Consider the following 23,284-nt stretch of genomic DNA (forward strand, 5'->3'; position numbering starts at 1 on the left):
ATGTACAAGTGGTGTGCGGCAGTGTTTGCCGCACTTTTCCTGTTTAGCCATACGCTTCCTGCGTTCGCACAGGACGTTACCCTGACGTCCCGCGACGGTGAGGTCGAGATCACGGGAACGCTTCTTGGTTTTGATGGTGAGTTCTACCGGGTCGAGACGATCTATGGTGAGTTGACAGTGGATGGCTCGGGAGTGCTTTGTGATGGGCCTGCCTGCCCGAGCTTGTTGCATTATATCGCTGATGTGTCTGTCTCCGGGGCATCCTCTATGGCGGAGGTGCTTATGCCTGCGCTGATCGAGGCTTTTTCGCTACGGCATGGATATGACGTCACGCGCGAGGCGCTTGGCGACAGGCGGTTCACCTATCATCTTTCTGACGGCAAGACAGATCGAAAGCTCGCCCGGTTTCATTTCCATGCGAGCAGTTCTGATGAAGGCTTTGCAGACCTTCTCGCAAATGAGGCGGATATCGCGATGTCGTTGCGAGAGATTCGGAAGGATGAGGCGCGGCGCGGCTATGATGCCGGGCTTGGAGACATGACAGAGACAAACCGGAGCCGGGTTCTTTCGCTTGATGGGCTTGTCGCTGTGGTCTCGCCGGGGAATCCGGTACGGGCATTGTCGCCGCAGCAGCTTTCGCAGGTATTCGCGGGACAGATTGATAACTGGGTCGATCTGGGCGGGCCGGATGCCCCTATTGGGCTGCATCTTCTTGATGAGAAAACCGGGTTAGCGCAGGCCGTGGAAGATCAACTCATGGCGCCGTCCAGACGAGAAATCAGTGACGATGTGCAGCGCCATGACCGGAACGAATCCTTGGTGGCTTCTGTAATCCGGGATCCGTTTGCTATTGGCATCGCACCGTTTTCAGAGACAGGGAATGCGCAGACGATCGTGCTTCGGGGGACATGTGGGTTCGCGTTGGCTGCGTCGCGCCGCACCCTCAAGACCGAAGACTACCCGCTAACCGCGCCGATGTTCCTTTATTTTCCTGCGCGGCGGTTGCCGAAGATCGCGCGAGAGTTCCTTGCGTATACAAGAAGCCCATCTGCGCAAGTCGTGATCCGGCGCGCGGGTTTCGTTGATCAGGCGCCAGAGGAAATCCCCGTCGATCTTCAGGGTGACAGGTTCGTTAACGCGATATCCGTTGCGGGAGACGAGCTTCCGCTCGAAGGCCTGCAGCGCATGACAAAGCGTCTCGCACCGATGAAACGCCTGACGACCTCCTTCCGGTTTCAGACAGGCGAAACAAAGCTCGACGCGCAGTCGCGGTCGAACGTGCAACAACTTGCCCGAGCGATCGAAGCGGGCATCTATGACGGGCGCAAGATCGCGTTTGTCGGGTTTAGCGACGGCGTTGGACCAGCTCCTGGAAACATGAGCATTGCACGAAAGCGTGCAGAAATCGTTAAGCAGGCCGTCGTTGCCGCCGCGGAGACTGCAAACCTTGAGCAAGTGACGATCGAGGTTATGGCGTTTGGCGAGGCGCTGCCCATGGCCTGTGACGATAGCGCTTGGGGGCGACAGGTTAACCGGCGCGTCGAGATCTGGGTCCGCTAGAGATAACCCGAGGCGCGGAAGCTTAGCTCGGCGGATTTCCCGATGATAAGGTGGTCGTGTAGAACGAGCCCCAAGGCTTCGGCGCCTGTTCGGATCTGCTCGGTCATCGAGAGATCGGAGGACGAAGGGGTTGGATCTCCAGATGGATGATTATGCACTAAAATCAAGGCTGTGGCGCCGATCTCGAGAGCGCGTTTAAGGATCTCGCGGGGGTAGACGGGGACATGGTTCACGGTGCCGCGTGCCTGCTCCTCGTCGGCGATAAGGGTATTCTTCGTGTCGAGGTAGAGCACGCGGAATTGTTCGACCTCGCGGTGCGCCATGGTGGTGCGGCAATAGTCAAGCAGAGCATCCCAACTCGACAAGACCCGACGCTGCATGACGCGGGCACGGGCGAGGCGGTGAGCGGCGGCCTCGACGATCTTCAACTCGCAAAGCACGGCCTCTCCGACGCCCTTTACCTCCCGAAGGCGGGCCGGGGGTGCGGAAAGGACGCTGTTGAAGTCTCCGAATGTTTCCAAGAGTTTATGCGCAAGCGGTTTGACATCCTGGCGCGGGATGGCGCGGAACAGGACAAGCTCGAGAAGCTCGTAGTCCGGGAGGGCATTGGCCCCGCCCGATAGGAAGCGGGCGCGCAGGCGCTTGCGGTGATCGGCGATGTAGGAAGGCAGCTTTCCCGCAGGCAAAGGGGCCGTCTCCGCCGCCTCGTCAGAGGGGAAAAGCGGCAAGGGCACCTCAGCAAAAGCACGCGGATCAGACATGTTTCAAGGGTCGTGAAACATGGTTGAAGAAGGGTTAACCGAACAGAAGTTAACGCCAAAATCTTATGTCGGTATCACGTCGGTATTACGTCGGTATTGCATATGTGCGGATTTCACTCACCGTCCATTTGTTAACCTTTGGACGCCGGGCAAAAGAAAAGGGCGCCCCGAAGGACGCCCTTTCGATTGGGTGATGTAGGGCCGGTCAGCCCTTCATCGAATCCCAGAAGTTCTTCACCGATTTGAAGAAGCTGCTGCTCTCGGGGTTGTTCTCTTCCGAGAGATCCTCGAACTCGCGTAGAAGCTCTTTCTGGCGGCTGGTGAGGTTGACCGGCGTTTCGACAGCCAGCTCGATGAACATATCGCCGGCTCCACCACCGCGCAGCGCGGGCATGCCCTTGCTGCGCAGGCGCATCTGGCGACCGGATTGCGACCCGGCAGGGATCTTGACCCGCGAGCGGCCACCGTCGATCGTCGGCACCTCGATATCGCCACCAAGCGCGGCCGAGGTCATCGACACGGGCACACGGCAGAAGAGGTTGTTGCCTTCGCGTTCAAAGAGCGCGTGTTTGGAGACCTCAATGAAGATGTAGAGATCGCCAGACGGCCCGCCACGCATCCCGGCCTCGCCTTCGCCAGCGAGGCGAATGCGGGTACCGGTTTCGACACCGGCGGGGATGTTGACCGAAAGCGCGCGATCTTTCTCGATGCGGCCTTGGCCAGCACAGGATTTGCAGGGGTTCTTGATGATCTGGCCGAGGCCGGAACATGTCGGGCAGGTGCGCTCGACCGTGAAGAAGCCCTGTTGTGCACGCACCTTGCCCATGCCGGAGCATGTCGGGCAGGTGGTTGGCTCTGCGCCGCCTTCGGCGCCTGTGCCTTCGCAGGCATCGCAGGGCACGGAGGTCGGGACGTTGATTGTCTTCTGGAGGCCGGAAAAGGCCTCTTCGAGGGTAACGCGCAGGTTATAGCGCAGATCAGCGCCTCGAGCGGCGCGCTGACGGCCACCGCCGCCGCGTCCGCCCATGAAGTCACCAAAAAGATCGTCGAACACATCCGAGAAGGCCGAGGCGAAATCGCCCTGACCGGGATGGCCACCGCGCGGGCCGCCACCGCCGCCCATGCCGCCTTCGAAGGCGGCGTGGCCGAAACGGTCATAGGCTGCTTTCTTCTCGGCGTCCTTGAGGACTTCGTAGGCCTCGTTCGCTTCTTTGAACTGAGTCTCAGCCTCGGGATTGTCCGCATTGCGGTCCGGGTGAAACTCTTTGGCCTTCTTGCGATAGGCCTTCTTGATCTCGTCCGCGGAAGCCCCCTTGCCGACGCCAAGCACCTCGTAGAAGTCACGTTTTGCCATGGGTTACTCCTTTGGCCGGAATGAAAAGGGCCGATCCGGCGAGCGGACCGGCCCTGGTTTCAGTTCCGATGGCGCCTCTTAGCTGCGCTTGTCGTCGTCGAGGTCCTCAAAGTCGGCATCGACGATGTCGTCGTCGCCCGGACCCATATCCGCCGCGTCCGGCTCACCCGCGCCTTCGTCCTGGCTTGCCTTGTAGATGGCTTCACCAAGCTTCATTGCGGCCTCGGTCACGTTCTGGATGCCACCTTTGATCTTGTCGGCGGAGGCGTCGTCCTTCTCGAGGTCGTCCTTGAGTGCGGAAATGGCCAGTTCGATCGCTTCGATGGTGGTCGGGTCGACCTTGTCCGAATGCTCTTCCATCGACTTCTCGGTCGAGTGGATGAGGCTTTCGGCCTGGTTGCGCGCCTCGACGAGATCCTTGCGTTCCTTGTCCGCTTCGGCGTTGGCCTCGGCGTCCTGAACCATCTTCTCGATGTCCTCGTCCGAGAGACCACCGGAGGCCTGGATCGTGATCTTCTGTTCCTTGCCGGTGCCCTTGTCCATAGCGCCGACAGACACGATGCCGTTGGCGTCGATGTCGAAGGTCACTTCGATCTGCGGCAGGCCGCGCGGGGCCGGCGGGATGTTCTCGAGGTTGAACTGACCGAGGATCTTGTTGTCGGCGGCCATTTCACGCTCGCCCTGGAAGACACGGATGGTCACGGCCGACTGGTTGTCTTCGGCGGTCGAGAAGATCTGCGACTTTTTGGTCGGGATCGTGGTGTTGCGGTCGATCAGGCGGGTGAAGACACCGCCGAGCGTTTCGATGCCGAGCGAGAGCGGGGTCACGTCGAGCAGAACGACGTCCTTGACGTCACCCTGAAGAACACCGGCCTGAATGGCGGCGCCCATGGCGACAACTTCGTCCGGGTTCACGCCCTTGTGCGGCTCTTTGCCGAAGAACTTGGTCACTTCCTCGACCACGCGGGGCATACGGGTCATACCGCCGACGAGCACGACTTCGTCGATCTCGTTGGCCGAGAGGCCGGCGTCCTTGAGAGCGGCCTGGCACGGTTTGAGCGATGCCTTAATCAGGTCGCCGACCAGCGATTCAAGCTTGGCACGGGTCAGTTTCATGACCATGTGCAGCGGCTGGCCGCCGTTCGGGTCCATCGAGATGAACGGCTGGTTGATCTCGGTCTGGCTCGAGGAGGAGAGCTCGATCTTGGCTTTCTCGGCGGCTTCCTTGAGACGCTGGAGGGCCATCTTGTCCTTGGTCAGGTCAACGCCGTGCTCTTTCTTGAACTCGTCGGCGAGGTAGTTGACGATGCGCATGTCAAAGTCTTCACCGCCAAGGAAGGTATCGCCGTTGGTCGATTTCACTTCGAACAGGCCATCGTCGATCTCGAGGATGGTCACGTCGAAAGTACCGCCGCCAAGGTCATAGACCGCGATGGTGTGGGTTTCTTCCTTGTCGAGACCATAGGCCAGTGCGGCCGCGGTCGGTTCGTTGATGATCCGCAGCACTTCGAGACCAGCGATCTTGCCAGCGTCCTTGGTCGCCTGACGCTGGGCGTCGTTGAAGTAAGCGGGGACGGTGATGACGGCCTGCGTCACTTCTTCGCCGAGATAGCTTTCGGCGGTCTCTTTCATCTTGCCGAGGATGAAGGCCGAGATTTGCGACGGGGAGTATTTCTCACCCTTGGCTTCGACCCATGCGTCGCCGTTGCCGCCATTGATGACGTTGAACGGCATGTTCTTGAGGTCTTTGGCGAGGTCAGCGTCGTCGTAACGGCGACCGATCAGGCGTTTGACACCAAAGACGGTGTTTTCCGGGTTGGTGACGGCCTGACGCTTGGCCGGCTGGCCGACGAGGCGCTCGTCATCCGTGAAGGCGACGATCGACGGGGTCGTGCGCGTGCCTTCGGAGTTTTCGATTACTTTGGCTTGTGCGCCGTCCATGATGGCAACACAGGAGTTGGTCGTACCGAGGTCGATACCGATAACTTTACCCATTTTATATCCCTTCTCAATTAAGGCGATGTTCCGGGACGCGAACCCGTTATGGCATCCGGGCCCCGATTCCGATTGCGACCGACACTCGTCAGCCGCGCTTCGCAGGGTATATAGGGAGGGGGAAAAGCGCCTGCAAGCGTCTGTGTTCGCGGGAACGTGAAGAATCGAAGGGTTTTTCCGAAGGTAGGCACGGCAAAGGGGGGAAGCACGTGGCAGAACCGCTCAACATCCGGGGTTTTCAGGTTCACAAGGGGTATCTTGATCCCGAAGCGCAGCGTGAGATCGTGGCATCGTTGCGGGGTGTAGCGCAGGTCGCGCCGTTCTTTGCGCCTGAAACCGCGCGGGGGCGGAAGATGTCGGTGCGGATGACCTCGGCGGGGCGGCTTGGTTGGGTCACGGACCGGCGCGGGTATCGGTATGAACCGCATCATCCGGAGGGGATGGATTGGCCCGCGATCCCGGAGGGTATTCTCGATATCTGGCGCGATCTGGTGGCGGCGGAGCGCCTTCCTGATAGCTGTCTGGTGAACTTCTACGGCGAGGGCGCGCGGATGGGGATGCATCAGGACAAGGACGAGGGCGATTTCTCGTGGCCCGTGGTGTCCTTGTCGCTTGGCGATAGTGCGCTTTTCCGGATGGGGAATGTGGAAAAAGGCGGCAAGACGGAGTCGATCTGGCTCGAGTCAGGGGATGTTGTGGTGATGGGGGGTGCGGCGCGGCTTTGCCATCATGGCGTTGACCGCATCCGGTTTGGATCATCGCGCCTTCTGGATAAGGGTGGGCGGATCAACGTGACGCTTCGGGCGGTCAGTGCAGGATAACCGAGCAGCAGCCGTGCACGACATAATTGGGGAGAGTCAGCGCGTCTTTCATGGGCTGTGATACTGCCAGTCGCGCGGAAATACCGAAATCGCGGTCTGACATGCCGTCATTGCAAGACGTTTGTTCAAGCTGGACCCATTCGAGCGCTCCCTTTTCAAACATCATCCAGGCGGCAGGGGGATAGCCGGGTGCAGATGTCAGAAATTGGGTGATCCCTATGGTCGCAGGTGCGGCGTCTGGGCGAATGTAGTCCGCGCGCTTGGTTGCTGGAGATAGGATCAGGGACCAGAACGGTTCCGTTCCGAAACAGCGTAGCTTGGCTGTGGGATCGGTCCAATGGCCCTGCGCGGTGGCTTGCATGAACCGCATTGAGACCCAACCGGCGCGTTCGCCGGTATTCACGCGGCCCCATGTGCCGCTCTCATTTGTTCCCGTCACCTCGATGTTGCGGGCATCCGGGGCCAACGTGCCGATGATTTCGGCGCCGGCCGTTGGGCCGGAGCGGATATTGAGCACGTCATCCGAGGCCACATCGACGACGTCATGCAGAGCCGGAAAACCATCGGCCTTAGCTATGAAGGGAAGCACGCAGAGGCAGGCCAGCAGAAAGGCCAACCGTCTCATCGTTTGGCGTTCCAGCTTAGCGAGACGTGGCGACGCGTATAGAATTCGCCCATGAGGCCGAGCATTAGGAAGACCACGCCGAACCAGAAGGGGTAGTCGATGTTCGAATTGCGCGGGGCGTAGTTGATGAACACAAAGCCGCGCGATTGGTCAATGCAATGAAAGAGCGGGTTCCAGTCGAACATAGCGATCATGAAGCTTGGCATCGTGTTGGCAACGAACATCTTGCCCGAGGCGATCATATTGGCGCGCTGGTAGACCGTTGTCATGATGCCCACGAAGGTTGGGAACCAAGGTTTCAATGCGAGGAAGACCATGCCGATGGCGATTCCGGTAAACCATGCGAGCAAGAGCATGCCAAAGGCGGCGATGGGTTGGTCGATGGTGATCGGGGTCCAAGCGGCGTGGTAGATGAAAAGGATCGCGAAGAGCGAGAGAATTTGAATGTAGAGTGTGCTTAGGGCAGCGGCAGAAATGGCGATGATGGTGTTCATCGGCGCGTGCTTCATCATCGGCGATGAGGGCCCTTCCGCCCCGGCCACCGCGCCAAGCGTCTTGGTATGGGTCATGAAGAGGAAAATCCCCGACATGATGTAGAGCAGGAAATCGCCCCTTAGCGCAGCGCTCCGCATCCCGAGGATCGAGAACATCAGGAAGAACATCATCACGAAGACCGCCGCCTGCAGCATGTTGCGCAGGATCGACATCATCGCATTGCCATGCGTCTTGCGAATGTTGTGCACGACCGAATGATAGATCAATTCGGCGATGTTCAGGGCGCTCGCAAATGTGGTCTTGGGTGCAGTTTGTTGAAACATTGCCTCAGTACGCCGTGTGTGCTCGGGGGATAGTAGGGAAATCTTGCCGTTCCGTTAGGACCAAAGCATAAGGGGCGCGAGTTTTTATTTCAACTTTCCTGCATATGGAGACATCTCTTGGATCATAACGCACTTGTCCCCGTCATCCGCCGCCTTGCCATCGAAGCGGGCGAGAAGATCATGGAGATCTACAACGCAGATGATTTCGAGGTGAAGGTGAAGTCGGATGATAGCCCGGTCACCGAAGCCGACGAAGCGGCCGATGCGATCATCTCGGCAGGGCTTCGTGCGGCATTCCCCGATGTGATGTTGGTGACCGAAGAACAGGCGGAGAGCCATGCCGCCAAGGGCGATACGTTTCTGATCGTCGATCCGCTTGATGGCACCAAGGAGTTCATCCACCGCCGGGGCGATTTCACGGTCAACATCGCCTATGTGGAGAACGGTGTGCCGCAGCGGGGGGTTGTCTATGCCCCGGCGCGCAACCGTATGTTCTTTACCCAGGCCGACGGCCAGTCGGTCGAGGAAACCGGGGATTTCGCGCCCGACACGGTGGGCGAGGTGACACCGATCCAAGTTGCCGAAAGCGACAATGACGCGCTCTACGTGGTGGCGTCGAAATCGCACCGGGATCAGGCCACCGATGACTACATCAACAAATATGCCGTCAAGGACATGAAGAGCGCGGGGTCGTCGCTCAAATTCTGTCTCGTGGCGACGGGCGAGGCGGATATCTATCCGCGCGTCGGGCGGACGATGGAATGGGATACGGCTGCGGGCCATGCCGTTTTGCTTGGGGCCGGAGGTGATGTCGTGCGGTTCGACGATCACACGCCGCTGGTCTATGGTAAGGACGGGTTCGCCAATCCGTTCTTCATCGCCTATGCGCCGAATGTTGTTCTGAAAGAGGCCTGAATGTCTGTCCTGATTGCTATCCCGGCGCGCTATGCGTCGACCCGCTATCCCGGAAAACCACTCGCAACGCTCAAGGGCGCGACGGGAGAGAGCAAGAGCCTAATCCAGCGGTCGTGGGAAGCGGCCTGTGGGGTGAAGGGGGTCGATCGCGTCGTGGTGGCGACAGATGACGACCGTATTCGCGAGGCGTCCGAGGCGTTTGGGGCCGAGGTCGTGATGACATCAGAGGCGTGCGCCAATGGGACCGAGCGGTGCGCCGAGGCATTCGACAATCTTGGCGGCGGGTTCGATATCGTGGTCAACCTGCAAGGCGATGCACCGTTGACCCCGGCATGGTTCGTAGAAGAGCTTGTCGAAGGCTTGAAGGGGGATCCGATGGCGGAGGTGGCGACGCCGGTCCTGCGCTGTGACGGACGGGCGCTCAACGGGTTCCTTGAGGATCGCAAGGCGGGGCGTGTCGGCGGCACGACCGCCGTGTTCACCAAGGATCGGCACGCGCTCTATTTCTCGAAGGAAGTTATCCCATTCACCTCGAAGACCTATGGCGACGAGGAGGAGACCCCGGTGTTCCATCATGTTGGGGTCTATGCCTATCGTCCTTCGGCGCTTGGCGCCTATCCGCGGTGGACCTCGGGCCCACTTGAGAGCCTCGAAGGGCTCGAGCAGCTCCGGTTCATGGAACACGGGCATCGGGTTCTCTGTGTCGAGGTTGAAGCGCGGGGGCGTCAGTTCTGGGAACTTAATAACCCCGAGGACGTGCCGAAGATCGAGGCCATGATGGCGGAGATGGGGACACCCTAAACCACAGAGTGCGCCTGAATTCCGGCCAAGAGACAAGATGTAGCAAAAGAACCGGGCCAGCGAGGGCCGAATTTCGTTGCCGCTCTGCCCTTTTTCGGACTAAAACGCGGTCATCAAACCTGGGGCATTTTCCGAATGAATTTTGACGTGGCAAGGAAAGTCGGGCTGTTGGCAGCTCTCTGTGTCTTGACCGCTTGCGCCTTGCCGCGCGGCGCGCCGATCGTAACTGAGGTTGCAGGGCGTTCTGCCGAACAATCGGAAGCCGACAATATCTCGGTCGTCCCAATCACTCGCGAAAGTGCCGGTCGTATCCAATCGTGGCCGCAAACCGGTTGGCGTGGGCACTATTCGTGGCTTGCGCGGCAACGTGGCCCGGCGTCGAACGTGCTCCGTGTCGGGGATACGCTCAATCTTCGGATCTGGGACAACTCCGAAAACTCTCTCATCACCGGGCAAGATCAGCGTAGCGCAGATGTCGCCAGTGTGGAGATCGATGCAAGCGGCATGGTCTTTGTGCCCTATGTCGACGATGTGCATGTGCTCGGCCTGACGGCGACCGAGGCGCGCGCCAAGATTCAGGAAGAGATGACCGAGATCGCGCCCTCGGCACAGGTTCAGCTTGAGCTCGTCGAAGGGGTCGGGAACTCTGCCGATCTCGTGTCCGGAGTGGTCAAGCCAGGGCCGCAGGCGCTTCCGAACCGCAATTTTTCGATTCTGAGCCTGATTTCGCGAGGCGGCGGTATTTCGCCCTCTATCAAGAACCCGGTCGTGCGTCTTATTCGCAATGGCAAGACCTATGAGATCCCGGCCCCGGCGCTTTTTGCCGATCCGGCGAAAAACATCATCGTGCGTGGCGGCGATCAGGTCTTGATCGACGAGGACCGCCGATCCTTTGTTGCGCTGGGCGCGACGGCCCGGGAAGAGCTTGTCTACTTTCACAAGGAAAAAATCTCGGGTCTCGAAGCGGTCTCGATGCTTGGTGGTGTGAATGACACGCGCGCAAACCCTGCCGGGCTTCTCGTGATGCGCGAATACGCCCCTGCGCAGGTGCGTGAAGACGGGACAGGTCCGAAGAAGCAATACGTTGTCTTCACCATGGACATGACAAGCGCCGACGGCATCTTTGGTGCGCGGAATTTCTATATCCATCCCGGCGATACGGTCATGGCAACAGAATCCGCCGTCAAGCCGGCGCAGTCGGTCATGGCGCTTATCGGATCGGTGTTCGGACTTAGCAACGCATTTGACTAAGGTGTCAGCGCGGGAGGCCTGTATTCCCGCGCTGGATTCGATGTGCCGCTTGCTATGATACCTGTTTCAGCACGCTTTGTTTTATAGGTGTTTTTCGGCGTTTTCTTGCCTGACGCGGAGTTGAACGCGTGGGATTTAGCGGATACGGTTCAATCGAATTTAAGCCGTTTGGCAAAGCCCTAGTCACACATCAGCGAGTTACTTCATGCGTAAAAAAGTCACCAAGGCGATCTTCCCCGTGGCGGGGCTAGGCACGCGCTTTCTTCCGGCCACGAAAGCGATCCCGAAAGAGATCATGACGCTCGTGGACAGGCCCCTCATCCAATATGCAATCGACGAGGCGCGCGAAGCTGGTATCAAGGAATTCATCTTTGTGACGTCGCGCGGCAAGAGCGCGCTTGAGGACTATTTCGACAATAGCCCGGTGCTTGAACAGGAGCTTCGCAAGAAGGGGAAGACAGAGCTTCTCAAGACCTTGCGCAGCACCAATATGGAAAGCGGTGCAATCGCCTATATCCGCCAGCACAAGGCGCTTGGCCTTGGTCATGCGGTCTGGTGCGCGCGGCGCTTGATCGCCAACGAACCTTTCGCCGTGATCCTTCCTGATGACGTGATCGCAGCAGAGGAATCCTGTCTCAAGCAGATGGTGGACGCCTATGCCGAAACTGGCGGCAGCATGGTCGCGGCGATGGAAGTGCCGCAGGAAAAGGCCTCGGCGTATGGTGTGCTCGATGTAAAAGAGGACATGGGATCGCTTGTGTCGGTGAAGGGCATGGTTGAGAAGCCGAAGCTCGAGGACGCGCCTTCGAACCTCGCCGTGATCGGGCGCTACATTCTATCGCCGAGCGTATTGCGCAACCTGAACCGGCAAGAGGCCGGCACCGGGGGCGAGATTCAGCTTACCGATGCCATTGCCAAGGAAATCGACAACGAGAACGGCGTTTTCGGGTATCGTTTCAGGGGCCAGCGTTTTGATTGTGGATCCAAGGCGGGCTTTCTTCAGGCGACCGTGGCCTTCGCGATGGAGCGTCCCGAATTGCGTGATGAGCTTGGCGAATATCTGCGCGAGATGGTGGCGGCGGAACAAGCCGCGCAATAGCATTCGGGAGAGAGCTTGTGAAAAACGTTCTTGTCACCGGCGGGGCCGGATACATCGGCTCGCACGCTTGCAAGGCGCTCAAGGCGGCGGGCTATGTGCCGGTCACCTATGACAACCTCTCCACGGGCTGGGAAGAAGCGGTCAAGTTCGGGCCATTCGAGAAGGGCGACCTGCTCGACCGGGCGCGTCTCGACGAGGTGTTTTCCAAGTATGAGCCAATCGCCGTCATGCATTTTGCCGCTCTAAGCCAGGTCGGCGAGAGCATGAAAATTCCGGGCCTCTATTGGCGCAATAACGTGCAAGGCTCACTGACGCTTATCGAGGCGGCGACAGAGGCCGGTGTCGGACCTTTCGTATTTTCTTCGACCTGTGCGACCTATGGCGACCAGGACAATGTCGTACTTGATGAGGAGTGCGCGCAGCATCCGATCAATGCCTATGGCGCGTCCAAGCGGGCCATCGAGGACATGCTGCGGGATTTCGAGGATGCGGCGGGCCTGCGCCATGTGATCTTTCGCTATTTCAACGTCGCGGGGGCTGATCCAGAGGCCGAAGTCGGCGAGTTCCATCAACCGGAGACGCATCTTATCCCGCTCGTCCTCGACGCGATCGATGGGAAACGTGATGCGTTGACGATTTTTGGCACGGATTACGATACGCCGGATGGCACCTGTATCCGCGACTACGTGCATGTCTGCGACCTTGTGGATGCGCATGTACTTGGGCTGCAATGGCTTCTCGAGGGCAAGGAAAGCCGAGTCTTCAACCTTGGCACAGGGAGCGGGTTTTCGGTGCGTGAGGTGATCGAACAATCGCAATCCGTGACGCATCGGGAGGTGCCTTTTGTCGAGGGTCCGCGGCGCGCCGGGGATTGCACGCGGCTTGTTTCCGGCTCGACACGGGCGGAGAAAGAGCTAGGCTGGACGCCGTCGCGTTCGAACCTGAACACGATGATCTCGGATGCCTGGCGCTGGCATCAGAGCGGGCATTACGACAAGTGAGGGGACGCGCATTTCGCTTGGGACGGGGCAGGGCAGATTTCCGGATCGCGAGAGGCTTCGCGACCTAAGGGCTGCGTATAAGCTCCGGCTTCGGCGCAGGCGTCTTCTTTACCGGGCTTTTCGAAAACGGCGGCAGCTTGAGACCGTGGTGGATCGCACTCAGGCGATCCGGCCGGGGATGATCCTTGGTGCCGGGACCATGCGCAATGAGATCGTGCGGCTTCCGTATTTCCTTGAGCATCATAGGGCGCTTGGAGTCGAGCATTTCCTCATCATCGACAACGAAAGCGATGACGGCACGCGGGAGTACCTTGCCGAGCAATCGGATGTGTCTCTGTGGTCGGCGAAGGGGAGTTACAAACGTGCGCGGTTCGGGCTTGATTGGCTCACGTGGGTGATGATGAAGCATGCGCATGGGCATTGGTGCCTGACGCTCGATGCGGATGAGATCCTCATCTATCCGTTTTGGGATACGCGCCCTCTCGCGGCTCTGACTGAATGGCTTGACGGGAGAGGGGTCGAGATGTTCCCGGCGATGATGCTCGACATGTACCCGAAAGGGCCGTTGGGAGAGCAGAGCTATGTGTCGGGGCAGGATCCGATAGAGGTTCTGTCGTGGTTTGATAGCGGCAACTACATGATCCAGCGGCAAGACCCGATGGAGAATCTCTGGATCCAAGGCGGTGTCCGCGCGCGGTGTTTCTTTGCCAACAAGCCGCGTCGCGCGCCGACGATGAACAAGGTGCCGCTCGTGAAGTGGAATCGGCGCTATGTCTATGTGAACTCGACACATGGAATTCTGCCGCGCCGGCTCAATCGCTTTTACGATCGGGACGGAGGAGAGTTTGCGTCGGGTATCCTGCTGCACACGAAATTCCTCGACACGGTGGTCGACAAATCAAAGGAAGAGCTTAAGCGGCGTGAACATTTCGCCAACAGCGCGCTTTATGATGAGTATTACAAGACCCTCATAGAGAAGCCCGATCTCTGGTGTGAGCGTTCGAGTCTCTATCGAGGGTGGCGACAGCTTGAGGCGATGGGTTTGATGTCGCGGGGAACATGGCTCTGACCCACTGTAACTGTTTACGAAACGTGCACAAATCCGTATCCTTGGGGAAAGTCTTTCGGGGGCCAATCCTTCCCTCGGGGCGGGCGGTGAAAAGGCATGGACAAGCAACGTCAACAGCGTCTTAACCAGCAGCTCGTAGACACAGAGAATACCGTGCAGAGCAGGAGCGCAGGGCAGGTTTGAGCTTCATTCAGTCATACAGACTACGCCTCAAGCGAAAGCACCTGCTTGCCCGCGCGTTTCGTAAACGGCGTGAAATGAAGTCTGTTGCGGATCGGACAGACCGTATCAAGGGCGATGATATCCTTGCCTTCACCACCTTGCGAAACGAGAAGGTTCGGCTCCCGTTCTTTCTTCAGTACTACCGCGAGATGGGGGTTAACCATTTCCTGATCGTGGACAATGACAGTGATGACGGATCGCGCGAATACCTCGAGCAACAGCCGGATGTCTCGCTCTGGACGTCGAAGCATAGCTATCGGCGTAGCCGGTATGGCGTGGACTGGCTCAACTGGCTGCAACGGAAATATGGCGATGAGCATTGGTGCCTTGTCGTCGATCCGGACGAGTTCCTCGTCTATCCTTTCTGCGACACGCGGCCCTTGCGGGCGCTGACCGATTGGCTTGATGCGAGCTCTATCCGGTCCTTTAGCGCAATGCTCCTCGACATGTATCCCAAGGGTCGGATCAACGATCGGCCTTATCGGGCAGGACAGAATCCTCTCGAGATCGCAGGGTGGTTCGATTCCGGGAACTACTCTATCTCGCGGAACTGGAAGTACTGGAACCTCTGGATTCAAGGGGGGGCACGGGCGCGGATGTTCTTTCAGGACAACCCCGAAGAGGCGCCTGCGCTCAACAAGGTGCCGCTCGTCAAATGGACCAAGAAATACACCTATGTGGATTCCACCCACATGCTCTTGCCGCGGGGGCTCAACCTCGTGTTCGACGAGTGGGGCGGGGAGAAGGCGTCGGGGGTGCTGCTGCACACGAAGTTCCTCGACACGTTCTCTGTCAAGGCGGCGGAGGAGCTTAAGAGGCGTCAACACTACGCCAAGAGCGTAGAATATCTCGCCTATGCGAGAAGTTTGAACGATGATCCGGAACTTTGGTGCAAGTGGTCGGAAAAGTATATTAACTGGAGGCAACTGGAAATTCTCGGGCTCATGTCCAAGGGGAACTGGGCCTGATGAGAGGGAGGACTAGGTGAGCGTCGGGATCATCATGTTGGTGCATACGGCCCTAGACCGGGCCGAGCAGGTGGCGCGTCACTGGACCGCCGCCGGGTGCCCTGTTGTGATCCATGTCGATGCCAATGTCCCGCGTAAGACCTATAAGGCGTTCACCAAGGCGCTTGATGATGTGCCCACGGTGAAGTTCTGTCAGCGGCACAAATGCGAATGGGGCACGTGGGGTCTTGTCGCCGGTACGTTGTCAGCCTCGGAAATGATGCTTGGGGCTTTCCCGGATGTGCGCCATGTCTACCTCTCTTCGGGATCCTGTCTGCCGCTTCGCCCGGTACAGGAGTTGATCGACTATCTTGCGGCACGTCCACAGACCGATTTCATCGAATCCGCAACGACATCTGATGTGCCTTGGACGGTTGGCGGGCTGAGTGACGAACGTTTCACGCTACGCTTCCCGTTTTCATGGAAGCGGCATCGCTATCTCTTTGACAAATATGTCGAACTGCAACGCAAAGTTGGGTTCAAACGACGTATCCCGAGCGGGATCACGCCGCATATGGGATCGCAATGGTGGTGCCTGACGCGGCAAACGCTTTCGGCGATCCTCGAAGACCCGGCGCGCGATACCTATGACGCCTATTTTCGCAAGGTCTGGATCCCGGATGAGAGCTATTTTCAGACGCTCGCGCGGCTCTACTCGACCAATATCGAGAGCCGTTCACTGACCCTGTCGAAGTTCGATTTTCAGGGCAAGCCGCATATCTTTTACGACGATCACCTTCAGCTCTTACGGCGGTCGGACTGTTTCGTGGCGCGTAAGATTTGGCCTCGGGCGAACAGGCTCTATGACGGGTTCCTGCGCGATCCTGAGGGTGCGATCAAGATGACCGAGCCGAACCCGGCCAAGATCGACCGGATCTTTGCGAAGGCCGTTGAGAGGCGCACGCGGGGCCGGCAGGGTCTTTATATGCAGAGCCGTTTTCCGCACGAAGGGTATGAACACTCAATCACCAGCGGGCGCTATTCGGTGTTCCAAGGGTTCACGGAGTTGTTCGAGGATTTCGAGCCATGGCTTGCCAAGGCAACGAGCACGCAGGTGCATGGCCACCTCTTCAGCCCGGAAAGGGCGGAATTCTCTGGCGGCCAGAAGGTCGTGAACGGTGCGCTGACGGATAGTCCTGCGTTGCGGGATTATAACCCGACCGCCTTTCTCACCAGCCTTATTTGGAACACGCGGGGCGAGCGGCAGTGTCTTCAGCTTGGCCCGGCGGATGAAACGGCGCCGATTTGGTTCATTGCCAAAGACCCAAATGCACAGGTTTCCGTGATCAGCGGTGCTTGGGCCGTGCCACTCTTCAAATCGAACCGCAATTTTGCAGACCTGCGGCAGGAAGCGGCGCGGCTTCAGAAACTCGAGAGCGAACAGCTCAAGGTCTTGCGGTCGGTTTGGGCCAAGGCGCGGATTCGCATCTGGACCATGGCCGAATTTATCGAGGCACCGATGGAGCCGCTTCAGTCCATCATCGACGAGATGGGGCAGCATTCGCTCCGCCGCCTGACCGAAGCGCCGAAGATGGCCGATCTGACGGGGTTTGGGCAATTCCTGCAGAACCTAAAGAACCAGGGGATGCATCCGTATCTCATGGGGGATTTCCCCGTGAGCCCGCCGGGTCTCAATCAGCCCAAACCGCCGCGCAAACCTTATTTGGTGCAGTAATAGCCGATGCCGAATTCCTTTGATTATTTCGTTGTGTTCGCGGAGATGCGGACGGGGTCCAATTTCCTTGAGACGAACCTCAATGCCTTCGAGGGGCTCGCCTGTTACGGGGAGGCGTTCAATCCGCATTTCATCGGTTATCCGAACAAGGATGATATCCTTGGTGTGACCCTTGAAACGCGGACGCAGGATCCGTTCGAGCTTATCAAGGTGATCCGGCGGCAGGATGGGGTTCTTGGTGGGTTTCGCTATTTCCACGACCATGATCCGCGAATCCTCGATACCTGTCTGGCCGATCCGCGCTGTGCCAAGATTGTGCTAACGCGCAATCCAATCGACAGCTACGTGTCCCTCAAAATCGCACGGGCGACGGGGCAATGGAAGCTTACTGATGTGCGGCGGCGCAAGGAGGCAGGGAAGATCCAATTCGACAAGGACGAGTTCCGTGCCCATGTCGAAGAGCTTCAGGCGTTTCAGGTCCAGCTTATGAACCGGCTCCAGACCACGGGGCAGACGGCGTTCTATGTCGCCTATGAGGACTTACAGGATGTCGAGGTCATGAATGGCCTTGCGAAGTTCCTTGGTGTGGAAGAGACGCTTGAGGCGCTTGATACCTCTCTCAAACGGCAGAACCCGAGTCCGATTTCGAAGAAAGTCGCCAATATCGAGGACGTGTCGGACGCGCTGGCAGAGTTGGATCGGTTCAACCTCACCCGGACACCGAATTTTGAACCGCGCCGCAACCCGGCAGTGCCGACCTATGTCATGGGGGCCGAAACGCCGCTTTTGTTCATGCCGATGCGGTCGGGGCCGGAGACGCAAGTGAAAGCGTGGATGGCAGCGCTCGACGGCGTATCCGTGGATGACTTGCCGACCAAGGGCAATCAGAAAGACCTGCGCATCTGGCGTCGCAACAATAAAGGGCACCGCACCTTTACCGTATTGCGTCACCCGGTGGCACGGGCGCATGCCGCGTTCTGTCGTCGGGTGCTATCGATCGAAGAAGGGAGTTTCGCGGCAATCCGCAAGTCCCTACGTAAGCTCTATAAGGTGCCGCTTCCGGATGGGGCGCCGGGGGCGGGATATGATCTCGACGCGCATCGAGAGGCGTTTCTTGGCTATCTCGCCTTCGTGAAGGCGAATCTTGCCGGGCAAACAAGTATTCGAATCGATGGGCATTGGGCGACGCAGTCGGCGATTCTCAAGGGGTTCGGAGAGCTTTGCTTTCCCGATGTCATCGTGCGCGAGGAAGACATGGAGAGCTATCTTCCGGCATTGGCGATGCAAGTTGGCCATATGGGGCCGCCGGACCCCGAAGAGGCCGGTGCGGACGAGCCGTTTTCATTGGATGCGGTCTATGATGACGAGATCGAGGCTTTGGTTGCCGACATCTATCAACGCGACTACCTGAACTTCGGATTTGATCGCTGGCGCTAGTGCCGGTTTAGGCGGCTTGAACGTTCTGGGATTCGGTCAGAATCGAATAGAGCGTCTGTGTTTCCTGATTGGCGCGCAGCTTGGCGCAAATCGCATTCTCACGCAGAGTCCGAGAGACAAGAGCGAGCGCCTTCAGGTGCTCCACGCCGGCGTCTTCCGGTGCGAAGAGGGCGAAGGCGATGTCGACCGGCTGACGGTCGACAGCGTTGAAATCAACGGGTTTTTCAAGGCGCACGAAAGCACCGACCACAGAGCTGAGGCCTTCTAGGCGGGCATGGGGCAGGGCAACGCCATGTCCCACGCCGGTTGGACCGAGGTTTTCACGCTCAAGAAGAGCCTCCACAACACGGGACGCATCGAGGCCATAGGCCGACTCGGCCACCTCTCCGATCGCATGCAAAAGACGCTTCTTGCTCGAGGCGGACGAAACAACTTTGACCGCCTCGGGCTTGAGGATTTTCGACAGATCCATAATGCCAATTTCTCCGGGCAGGGCGTCTCGCCGCTACCGCTTGTCCTTATGGATCGATCCAGCCGATATTGCCGTCTTCACGGCGATAGACCACGTTCAATCCGTTTTTTGCCTCGTTGCGGAAAACGACGACAGGCACACCTGCGAGCTCCATCTGCATCACGGCCTCGCCGACACTAAGCGATGGAATTTTGGTTTCCATCTCGGCGATGATCATGGGCTGGAGCGTATCGGGCTCTGCCTGCTCGGATTCCCCTTCTGAGGCGAGGATATACGAGGACGCGCCCAAGAGTTCAACCGGTTCCGCGCGCTCCTTGTGATGGTCCTTCAATCGGCGCTTGTATCGCCGGAGTTGCTTTTCCATTTTTTGAGCACAACCGTCGAAAGCGCCGTAAATCTCAGTCGCGTGCGCCTTGGCCTGAGCGGTCAGACCTGTGGAGAGGTGAACGGTTGCCTCACATACAAATTCATGTGCGCTTTTGGAAAAGACGATGTTGGCATCGGTCGGGCGCTCGGCGTATTTCGATACGACGGCGCTTAGCTCGTCCTTCACATGAGTCTGAAGGGCATCACCGATGTCGATTTGTTTTCCGGTAATCTGATAGCGCATCCTGTTTTCCTTTTCTTTGACATGACGGCCCGAACCACGGGCGACAAGCGAGCGTGATTGTTCAGGTTCGTATGCTGGGATAGGACATTTTCGTTGCTTGCCCGCCATCGGGCCTTTGGAAAGGCCGCACGAGATAGCAGTGCGAGTCCGAAAATGTCATAGGAGTATTTGACGCCCTCGGGCGGGGGATTGTCAATGATCCATCACAAGATTCAGCGGCACATTCCCGCGCAATTGACCGAGTCAGGAGATGCGGAAATTGTCGCCGAGATAGACGCGGCGCACGTTTTCGTTCTCGACCACGTCATCCGGCGTCCCGGACATGAGCACCTTGCCGTCATGAAGAATATAGGCGCGGTCGACGATCTCGAGCGTCTCGCGCACGTTGTGATCGGTGATGAGCACGCCGATGCCGCGTTTCTTGAGGTCTGCCACGAGATGGCGAATATCGCCGACCGAAATGGGGTCCACACCGGCAAAGGGCTCGTCGAGGAGAAGATAGCTCGGGTCGGCGGCGAGGCAGCGCGCGATTTCAACCCGGCGGCGCTCCCCGCCGGAGAGCGCAAGGGCAGGCGCGCGGCGCAGGTGCTCGATCGAGAATTCAGACAGAAGCTCTTCGAGGCGTTCGCGTCGTTTGTGGCGATCTTTCTGCGTGATATCGAGAATGGCAGTGATGTTTTCCTCGACCGTGAGGCCGCGGAAGATCGACATCTCTTGCGGAAGATAGCCGATGCCAAGCTTGGCGCGGCGATACATCGGGAGATGTGTGACATCGCGTCCGTCGAGCGTCACACGTCCGCCTTCCGGCATGATGAGGCCGGCGATGGCGTAGAACGTTGTGGTCTTACCGGAACCGTTGGGGCCGAGCAGGGCAACCACCTCGCCACGGTTCAGCACCATAGAGAAGTCGCGGATCACCGTGCGCTTGCGATAGCTCTTGCGCAGATTGTCGACCCGAAGGCCGGAGGCGCTCTCGGTCACAGTCAAATCGGGAGATGCCATCAATTGTCCTCGGTCCGCATAATCGTTTTTACACGGCCTTCCATCTGGGCGGTGCCGGTCTCGAGATTGACGGTCATTCTCTGGGATTGGAGCGTGTTCGTGCCTTGGGTCACGAGGACATCGCCCGTCATGACAACGATGCTGTCCTCGACTCTATAGACGGCGTCTTTTGATTCCGCAGCATCCGGGCCATCGACGAGAAGCACGCCGCCAAAGCCTTCGAGCCGCGCAATGCCAGAGTTCGAATCGTTGTAGAACACGTGCACCTCGGGGGCAGACATCCGCATGGTGCCCTGTTTGATCCGCACATTGCCTCGAAATATCGCCGTGCCGTTCTCTTGATCCACAGAGAGCGAGTCTGCATTTACCTCGACCGGAAGATCCGAATTTTCCTGCGAAGTCCCGAAGGCGACCTCGAACCCTTGGGCTAGGGTGGCGGAGGGGAGGGCAAGAGCAAGGGAAATGAAGAAAACTTTGATGAAAGACACGGGCGACCTCGATTAATCCACGGGCTCATATATCAATTTCACACCCTCGGAGAAAAACAAAGTGGTTTCTCCGGTGGCCTGGTCCTCTGTCACCTCAAGGCGACCAGCAGTTAGATCGCCGCCGGGGCCGGTGCTATGGACTGTGCCGGGCGAGAGGAGTCTGCCGTCTCGCATGTGCGCGATAAGCTCTTGAGAGCGGATATCATACCCTGCCGAGCTTTTGATCTGAACATCACCCAGCAGTGTGGCGATGTGATTTCCGTTGTCGATCTCGGCCGTTTCCGAGGTCATGTTGATGCGAGAGCCATCGGTAAAGTCGATACGGGCGTCCATCTTCGTGGCGGATGACCGGGTCGGGTCTTCGAGGTTGGGACGCGCGGACTCTGCTGCAAAAGCAACGAGATGCCCTGCTGTTGTGCGTCCAGAAAAGAACGGGGCGGTGATCTGTTGTTCGCGGGCGCGCTGAGCGAGATCGACCTCTGCAAATGGGATGGAGGCGGTGCTGTCGGTGATCCGGTTGGAGACGAGAAAGAGCGTCGAAAGCAAGCCGAGCGCAATCAGCGGCAGGGCGACCTTGAGGATGGCGACAAGCCGGGAGTATGTCATCCCAACGCGGACCATCTCAGCCAAGCCCAACCCTCAGGCAGTCATGGATATGCAAGAGGCCGAGCGGTGCGCCATCGCTTTGCGGGTCAATCACGAAGACGCAGGTGATCTTGCGCGCGTTCATCAGCGCAACCGCCTCTTCGGCAAGTGCCTCTGGCGGAATGGTTTTCGGGGCGCGGGTCATGACTTCGCGCGCGCTGTGATCGAGAAGGCCGTCCATGTGACGACGCAAGTCACCGTCGGTGATAATTCCGGCGAGGGCGCCGTTTGCATCGGTGACGCCAACAACCCCAAAACCTTTCTGGCTAATCTCGAGAAGCGCGTCGGCCATCGATGTGTCCTCGGACACCAGCGGCAACGCGCTCTCCTTGTGCATCAGGTCACTGACACGGGAAAGCTGAGCGCCGAGTTTGCCACCAGGGTGGAACTCGCGAAAATGTTCGGGCGTGAAGCGGCGGTGCTCCATGAGGGCGATCGCGAGGGCATCGCCAAGCGCAAGTGTCATTGTGGTCGAGGACGTAGGCACGATCCCAGAACCGCAGGCTTCTTCGGCGGGCGGCAGGATCAGGCCCACGTCCGATTGCTTGATTAGGGTCGAGCCGGGCCGGCTTGCGACGCCGATCATCGGGATGTTGAAGCGGCGGGTATAGGCAATGACATCTGCGAGTTCCGGCGTTTCGCCCGAGTTCGACAAAACAAGTGCGACGTCGCCCTGGGCCATCATGCCAAGATCACCGTGCGAGGCTTCGGCAGGGTGCACGAAATGAGCGGGGGTGCCAGTCGAGGCAAGGGTTGCGGCGATCTTGCGGGCGATGTGGCCGGATTTCCCCATACCCGACACAATGATCCGGCCTTTGGCCGAGAGCATGGTTTCCACGGCCTTGTCGAAATCCCCGTCGAGACCTTCGCCGAGCTGGCGCAGGGCGTCTGCTTCGGTGGCGATCACGCGGCGGGCGGTGTCGAGGAATGCGTGCGAATGGGTCATCAGTGTGCGAAGATATCTTGCTCGGGCCAGCCCGCGAGATCGAGCTTCGCGCGCATGGGCAGGAAATCAAAACAGGCCTGCGCCATCTCTGTGCGGCCTTCCCGGTCGAGGCGCTTGTTCAACTCGTCGCGCAACTGGTGCAGGTAGAGCACGTCGGAGGCGGCGTAGTCGAGTTGTGCATTGGTCAGGGTTTCGGCTCCCCAGTCGCTCATCTGCTGCTGTTTGGAGATGTCGACGCCAATAAGTTCCTGAAGAAGGTTCTTGAGACCGTGGCGATCCGTGTAGGTGCGGATGAGCTTGGACGCGATCTTGGTGCAATAGACCGGCGCGGTGAGGGCGCCAAAGGCGTTATACATCGCGGCGATGTCAAAGCGGCCGAAGTGAAACAGCTTGAGCACGTTCGGATCTTCGAGCATGCGGCAGAGATTGGGCGCCTCGGTCTGGCCCTTGGCGACCTGCACAAGATGGGCGTTCCCGTCACCGCCCGACATCTGGATCACGCAGAGCCTATCGCGATGGGGGTTGAGCCCCATTGTTTCGCAATCGATGGCCACAACAGGGCCAAGGTCGAGATCGTCGGGAAGATCGTTCTGATATAGGTGGTTCGCCATCTCAATGCCTCGGAATAACCGGATAGAGAGGACTTACGGGTTTCGTGTCGCCGTTTCAATGACAGATGGCGATACGGCAGCGCCGGAATTGCCGCGTCG

23 protein-coding genes are annotated in these 23,284 nt (G+C 58.8%); 11 read left to right on the forward strand and 12 right to left on the reverse strand.

From position 1 onward, the window contains the following. Entirely contained in the window at nt 1-1,560 is a 1,560-nt protein-coding gene (locus MK745_RS11805) for a phosphate ABC transporter substrate-binding/OmpA family protein (protein ID WP_243613500.1), read from the forward strand. Here MK745_RS11805 and radC read toward each other — a convergent pair. The 3 genes from radC to dnaK all read right to left on the reverse strand — a co-directional run bounded on the left by radC (nt 1,557) and on the right by dnaK (nt 5,670). After that, on the reverse strand, nt 1,557-2,321 hold the full coding sequence (gene radC / locus MK745_RS11810) for a RadC family protein (RefSeq protein WP_243613501.1): 765 nt from the start codon (nt 2,319-2,321) through the stop codon (nt 1,557-1,559). The two genes, MK745_RS11805 and radC, sit on opposite strands and share 4 nt — an antisense overlap. A gap of 205 nt (nt 2,322-2,526) precedes the next feature. Next, on the reverse strand, nt 2,527-3,675 hold the full coding sequence (gene dnaJ, locus MK745_RS11815; protein ID WP_243613502.1) for a molecular chaperone DnaJ: 1,149 nt from the start codon (nt 3,673-3,675) through the stop codon (nt 2,527-2,529). 78 nt (nt 3,676-3,753) lie between these two features. Next, a complete protein-coding gene (gene dnaK / locus MK745_RS11820) occupies nt 3,754-5,670 on the reverse strand; it encodes a molecular chaperone DnaK (RefSeq protein ID WP_243613503.1) in 1,917 nt (638 codons plus the stop codon). Nucleotides 5,671-5,879: 209 nt separating this feature from the next. Here dnaK and MK745_RS11825 point away from each other — a divergent pair, with 209 nt between their 5' ends. Next, complete coding sequence (locus MK745_RS11825; RefSeq protein WP_243613504.1) at nt 5,880-6,491, forward strand: alpha-ketoglutarate-dependent dioxygenase AlkB family protein; 612 nt, start codon at nt 5,880-5,882, stop codon at nt 6,489-6,491. Here the strand turns inward: MK745_RS11825 and MK745_RS11830 are convergent. Continuing rightward, entirely contained in the window at nt 6,478-7,116 is a 639-nt protein-coding gene (locus MK745_RS11830) for an SH3 domain-containing protein (protein ID WP_243613505.1), read from the reverse strand. The two genes, MK745_RS11825 and MK745_RS11830, sit on opposite strands and share 14 nt — an antisense overlap. Then, nucleotides 7,113-7,934, reverse strand: a complete 822-nt coding sequence (locus MK745_RS11835) for an ABC transporter permease (RefSeq protein WP_243613506.1) — start codon at nt 7,932-7,934, stop codon at nt 7,113-7,115. The genes MK745_RS11830 and MK745_RS11835 overlap by 4 nt, the downstream gene beginning before the upstream one ends. 117 nt (nt 7,935-8,051) lie before the next feature. On the opposite strand from MK745_RS11835, the gene cysQ reads away from it, so the two are divergent. The 9 genes from cysQ to MK745_RS11880 all read left to right on the forward strand — a co-directional run bounded on the left by cysQ (nt 8,052) and on the right by MK745_RS11880 (nt 18,411). Continuing rightward, nucleotides 8,052-8,849 (forward strand): 3'(2'),5'-bisphosphate nucleotidase CysQ, encoded by a 798-nt coding sequence (gene cysQ, locus MK745_RS11840; RefSeq protein ID WP_243613507.1) that lies wholly within the window; start codon nt 8,052-8,054, stop codon nt 8,847-8,849. After that, nucleotides 8,850-9,650 (forward strand): 3-deoxy-manno-octulosonate cytidylyltransferase, encoded by an 801-nt coding sequence (locus MK745_RS11845; protein ID WP_243613508.1) that lies wholly within the window; start codon nt 8,850-8,852, stop codon nt 9,648-9,650. Nucleotides 9,651-9,818: 168 nt separating this feature from the next. Next, a complete protein-coding gene (locus MK745_RS11850; protein ID WP_243613509.1) occupies nt 9,819-10,901 on the forward strand; it encodes a polysaccharide biosynthesis/export family protein in 1,083 nt (360 codons plus the stop codon). 205 nt (nt 10,902-11,106) lie between these two features. After that, nucleotides 11,107-12,000, forward strand: coding sequence for a UTP--glucose-1-phosphate uridylyltransferase GalU (galU, locus tag MK745_RS11855; RefSeq protein WP_243613510.1), 894 nt, complete (start codon nt 11,107-11,109; stop codon nt 11,998-12,000). 17 nt (nt 12,001-12,017) lie between these two features. Continuing rightward, on the forward strand, nt 12,018-13,001 hold the full coding sequence (gene galE / locus MK745_RS11860; protein ID WP_243613511.1) for a UDP-glucose 4-epimerase GalE: 984 nt from the start codon (nt 12,018-12,020) through the stop codon (nt 12,999-13,001). A 148-nt stretch (nt 13,002-13,149) separates the two neighbouring features. After that, the gene (locus MK745_RS11865; protein ID WP_243613512.1) at nt 13,150-14,070 is read left to right on the forward strand and encodes a glycosyltransferase family 2 protein; all 921 of its coding nucleotides are present in this window, start codon (nt 13,150-13,152) and stop codon (nt 14,068-14,070) included. A gap of 179 nt (nt 14,071-14,249) precedes the next feature. Further along, entirely contained in the window at nt 14,250-15,260 is a 1,011-nt protein-coding gene (locus MK745_RS11870) for a glycosyltransferase family 2 protein (RefSeq protein ID WP_243613513.1), read from the forward strand. Between the two features lie 16 nt (nt 15,261-15,276). Next, entirely contained in the window at nt 15,277-16,974 is a 1,698-nt protein-coding gene (locus MK745_RS11875) for a beta-1,6-N-acetylglucosaminyltransferase (RefSeq protein ID WP_243613514.1), read from the forward strand. A 6-nt stretch (nt 16,975-16,980) separates the two neighbouring features. Beyond that, nucleotides 16,981-18,411, forward strand: coding sequence for a sulfotransferase family protein (locus MK745_RS11880; RefSeq protein ID WP_243613515.1), 1,431 nt, complete (start codon nt 16,981-16,983; stop codon nt 18,409-18,411). A gap of 7 nt (nt 18,412-18,418) precedes the next feature. Here MK745_RS11880 and ptsN read toward each other — a convergent pair whose 3' ends face one another. The 7 genes from ptsN to MK745_RS11915 form a co-directional block, all read right to left on the reverse strand. After that, nucleotides 18,419-18,883, reverse strand: coding sequence for a PTS IIA-like nitrogen regulatory protein PtsN (gene ptsN / locus MK745_RS11885; protein WP_243613516.1), 465 nt, complete (start codon nt 18,881-18,883; stop codon nt 18,419-18,421). 46 nt (nt 18,884-18,929) lie between these two features. Continuing rightward, nucleotides 18,930-19,493, reverse strand: a complete 564-nt coding sequence (hpf, locus tag MK745_RS11890) for a ribosome hibernation-promoting factor, HPF/YfiA family (protein ID WP_243613517.1) — start codon at nt 19,491-19,493, stop codon at nt 18,930-18,932. A 243-nt stretch (nt 19,494-19,736) separates the two neighbouring features. Continuing rightward, nucleotides 19,737-20,495, reverse strand: a complete 759-nt coding sequence (gene lptB / locus MK745_RS11895; RefSeq protein ID WP_243613518.1) for an LPS export ABC transporter ATP-binding protein — start codon at nt 20,493-20,495, stop codon at nt 19,737-19,739. Next, the gene (gene lptA / locus MK745_RS11900; protein WP_243613519.1) at nt 20,495-20,983 is read right to left on the reverse strand and encodes a lipopolysaccharide transport periplasmic protein LptA; all 489 of its coding nucleotides are present in this window, start codon (nt 20,981-20,983) and stop codon (nt 20,495-20,497) included. Before lptA ends, lptB begins: the two co-directional genes overlap by 1 nt. 12 nt (nt 20,984-20,995) lie before the next feature. Further along, complete coding sequence (lptC, locus tag MK745_RS11905; protein WP_243613529.1) at nt 20,996-21,604, reverse strand: LPS export ABC transporter periplasmic protein LptC; 609 nt, start codon at nt 21,602-21,604, stop codon at nt 20,996-20,998. Nucleotide 21,605: 1 nt separating this feature from the next. Further along, nucleotides 21,606-22,574, reverse strand: coding sequence for a KpsF/GutQ family sugar-phosphate isomerase (locus tag MK745_RS11910; protein WP_243613520.1), 969 nt, complete (start codon nt 22,572-22,574; stop codon nt 21,606-21,608). Further along, a complete protein-coding gene (locus tag MK745_RS11915; protein ID WP_243613521.1) occupies nt 22,574-23,185 on the reverse strand; it encodes a ribonuclease D in 612 nt (203 codons plus the stop codon). The genes MK745_RS11910 and MK745_RS11915 overlap by 1 nt, the downstream gene beginning before the upstream one ends. Nucleotides 23,186-23,284: the final 99 nt, after the last annotated feature.

This window comes from Shimia aestuarii, from assembly GCF_022814865.1.
Taxonomy (GTDB): domain Bacteria; phylum Pseudomonadota; class Alphaproteobacteria; order Rhodobacterales; family Rhodobacteraceae; genus Shimia; species Shimia aestuarii_A.

What these genes read in the sequence shown, in the direction of transcription:
- MK745_RS11830 (WP_243613505.1), bottom strand. Translation starts at nt 7,116, where the DNA reads ATGAGACGGTTGGCCTTTCTGCTGGCCTGCCTCTGCGTGCTTCCCTTC.
- MK745_RS11805 (WP_243613500.1), top strand. Translation starts at nt 1, where the DNA reads ATGTACAAGTGGTGTGCGGCAGTGTTTGCCGCACTTTTCCTGTTTAGC.
- ptsN (WP_243613516.1), bottom strand. Translation starts at nt 18,883, where the DNA reads ATGGATCTGTCGAAAATCCTCAAGCCCGAGGCGGTCAAAGTTGTTTCG.
- MK745_RS11880 (WP_243613515.1), top strand. Translation starts at nt 16,981, where the DNA reads ATGCCGAATTCCTTTGATTATTTCGTTGTGTTCGCGGAGATGCGGACG.
- MK745_RS11915 (WP_243613521.1), bottom strand. Translation starts at nt 23,185, where the DNA reads ATGGCGAACCACCTATATCAGAACGATCTTCCCGACGATCTCGACCTT.
- dnaJ (WP_243613502.1), bottom strand. Translation starts at nt 3,675, where the DNA reads ATGGCAAAACGTGACTTCTACGAGGTGCTTGGCGTCGGCAAGGGGGCT.
- lptB (WP_243613518.1), bottom strand. Translation starts at nt 20,495, where the DNA reads ATGGCATCTCCCGATTTGACTGTGACCGAGAGCGCCTCCGGCCTTCGG.
- radC (WP_243613501.1), bottom strand. Translation starts at nt 2,321, where the DNA reads ATGTCTGATCCGCGTGCTTTTGCTGAGGTGCCCTTGCCGCTTTTCCCC.
- dnaK (WP_243613503.1), bottom strand. Translation starts at nt 5,670, where the DNA reads ATGGGTAAAGTTATCGGTATCGACCTCGGTACGACCAACTCCTGTGTT.
- MK745_RS11845 (WP_243613508.1), top strand. Translation starts at nt 8,850, where the DNA reads ATGTCTGTCCTGATTGCTATCCCGGCGCGCTATGCGTCGACCCGCTAT.
- MK745_RS11835 (WP_243613506.1), bottom strand. Translation starts at nt 7,934, where the DNA reads ATGTTTCAACAAACTGCACCCAAGACCACATTTGCGAGCGCCCTGAAC.
- lptC (WP_243613529.1), bottom strand. Translation starts at nt 21,604, where the DNA reads ATGGTCCGCGTTGGGATGACATACTCCCGGCTTGTCGCCATCCTCAAG.
- galU (WP_243613510.1), top strand. Translation starts at nt 11,107, where the DNA reads ATGCGTAAAAAAGTCACCAAGGCGATCTTCCCCGTGGCGGGGCTAGGC.
- MK745_RS11910 (WP_243613520.1), bottom strand. Translation starts at nt 22,574, where the DNA reads ATGACCCATTCGCACGCATTCCTCGACACCGCCCGCCGCGTGATCGCC.
- hpf (WP_243613517.1), bottom strand. Translation starts at nt 19,493, where the DNA reads ATGCGCTATCAGATTACCGGAAAACAAATCGACATCGGTGATGCCCTT.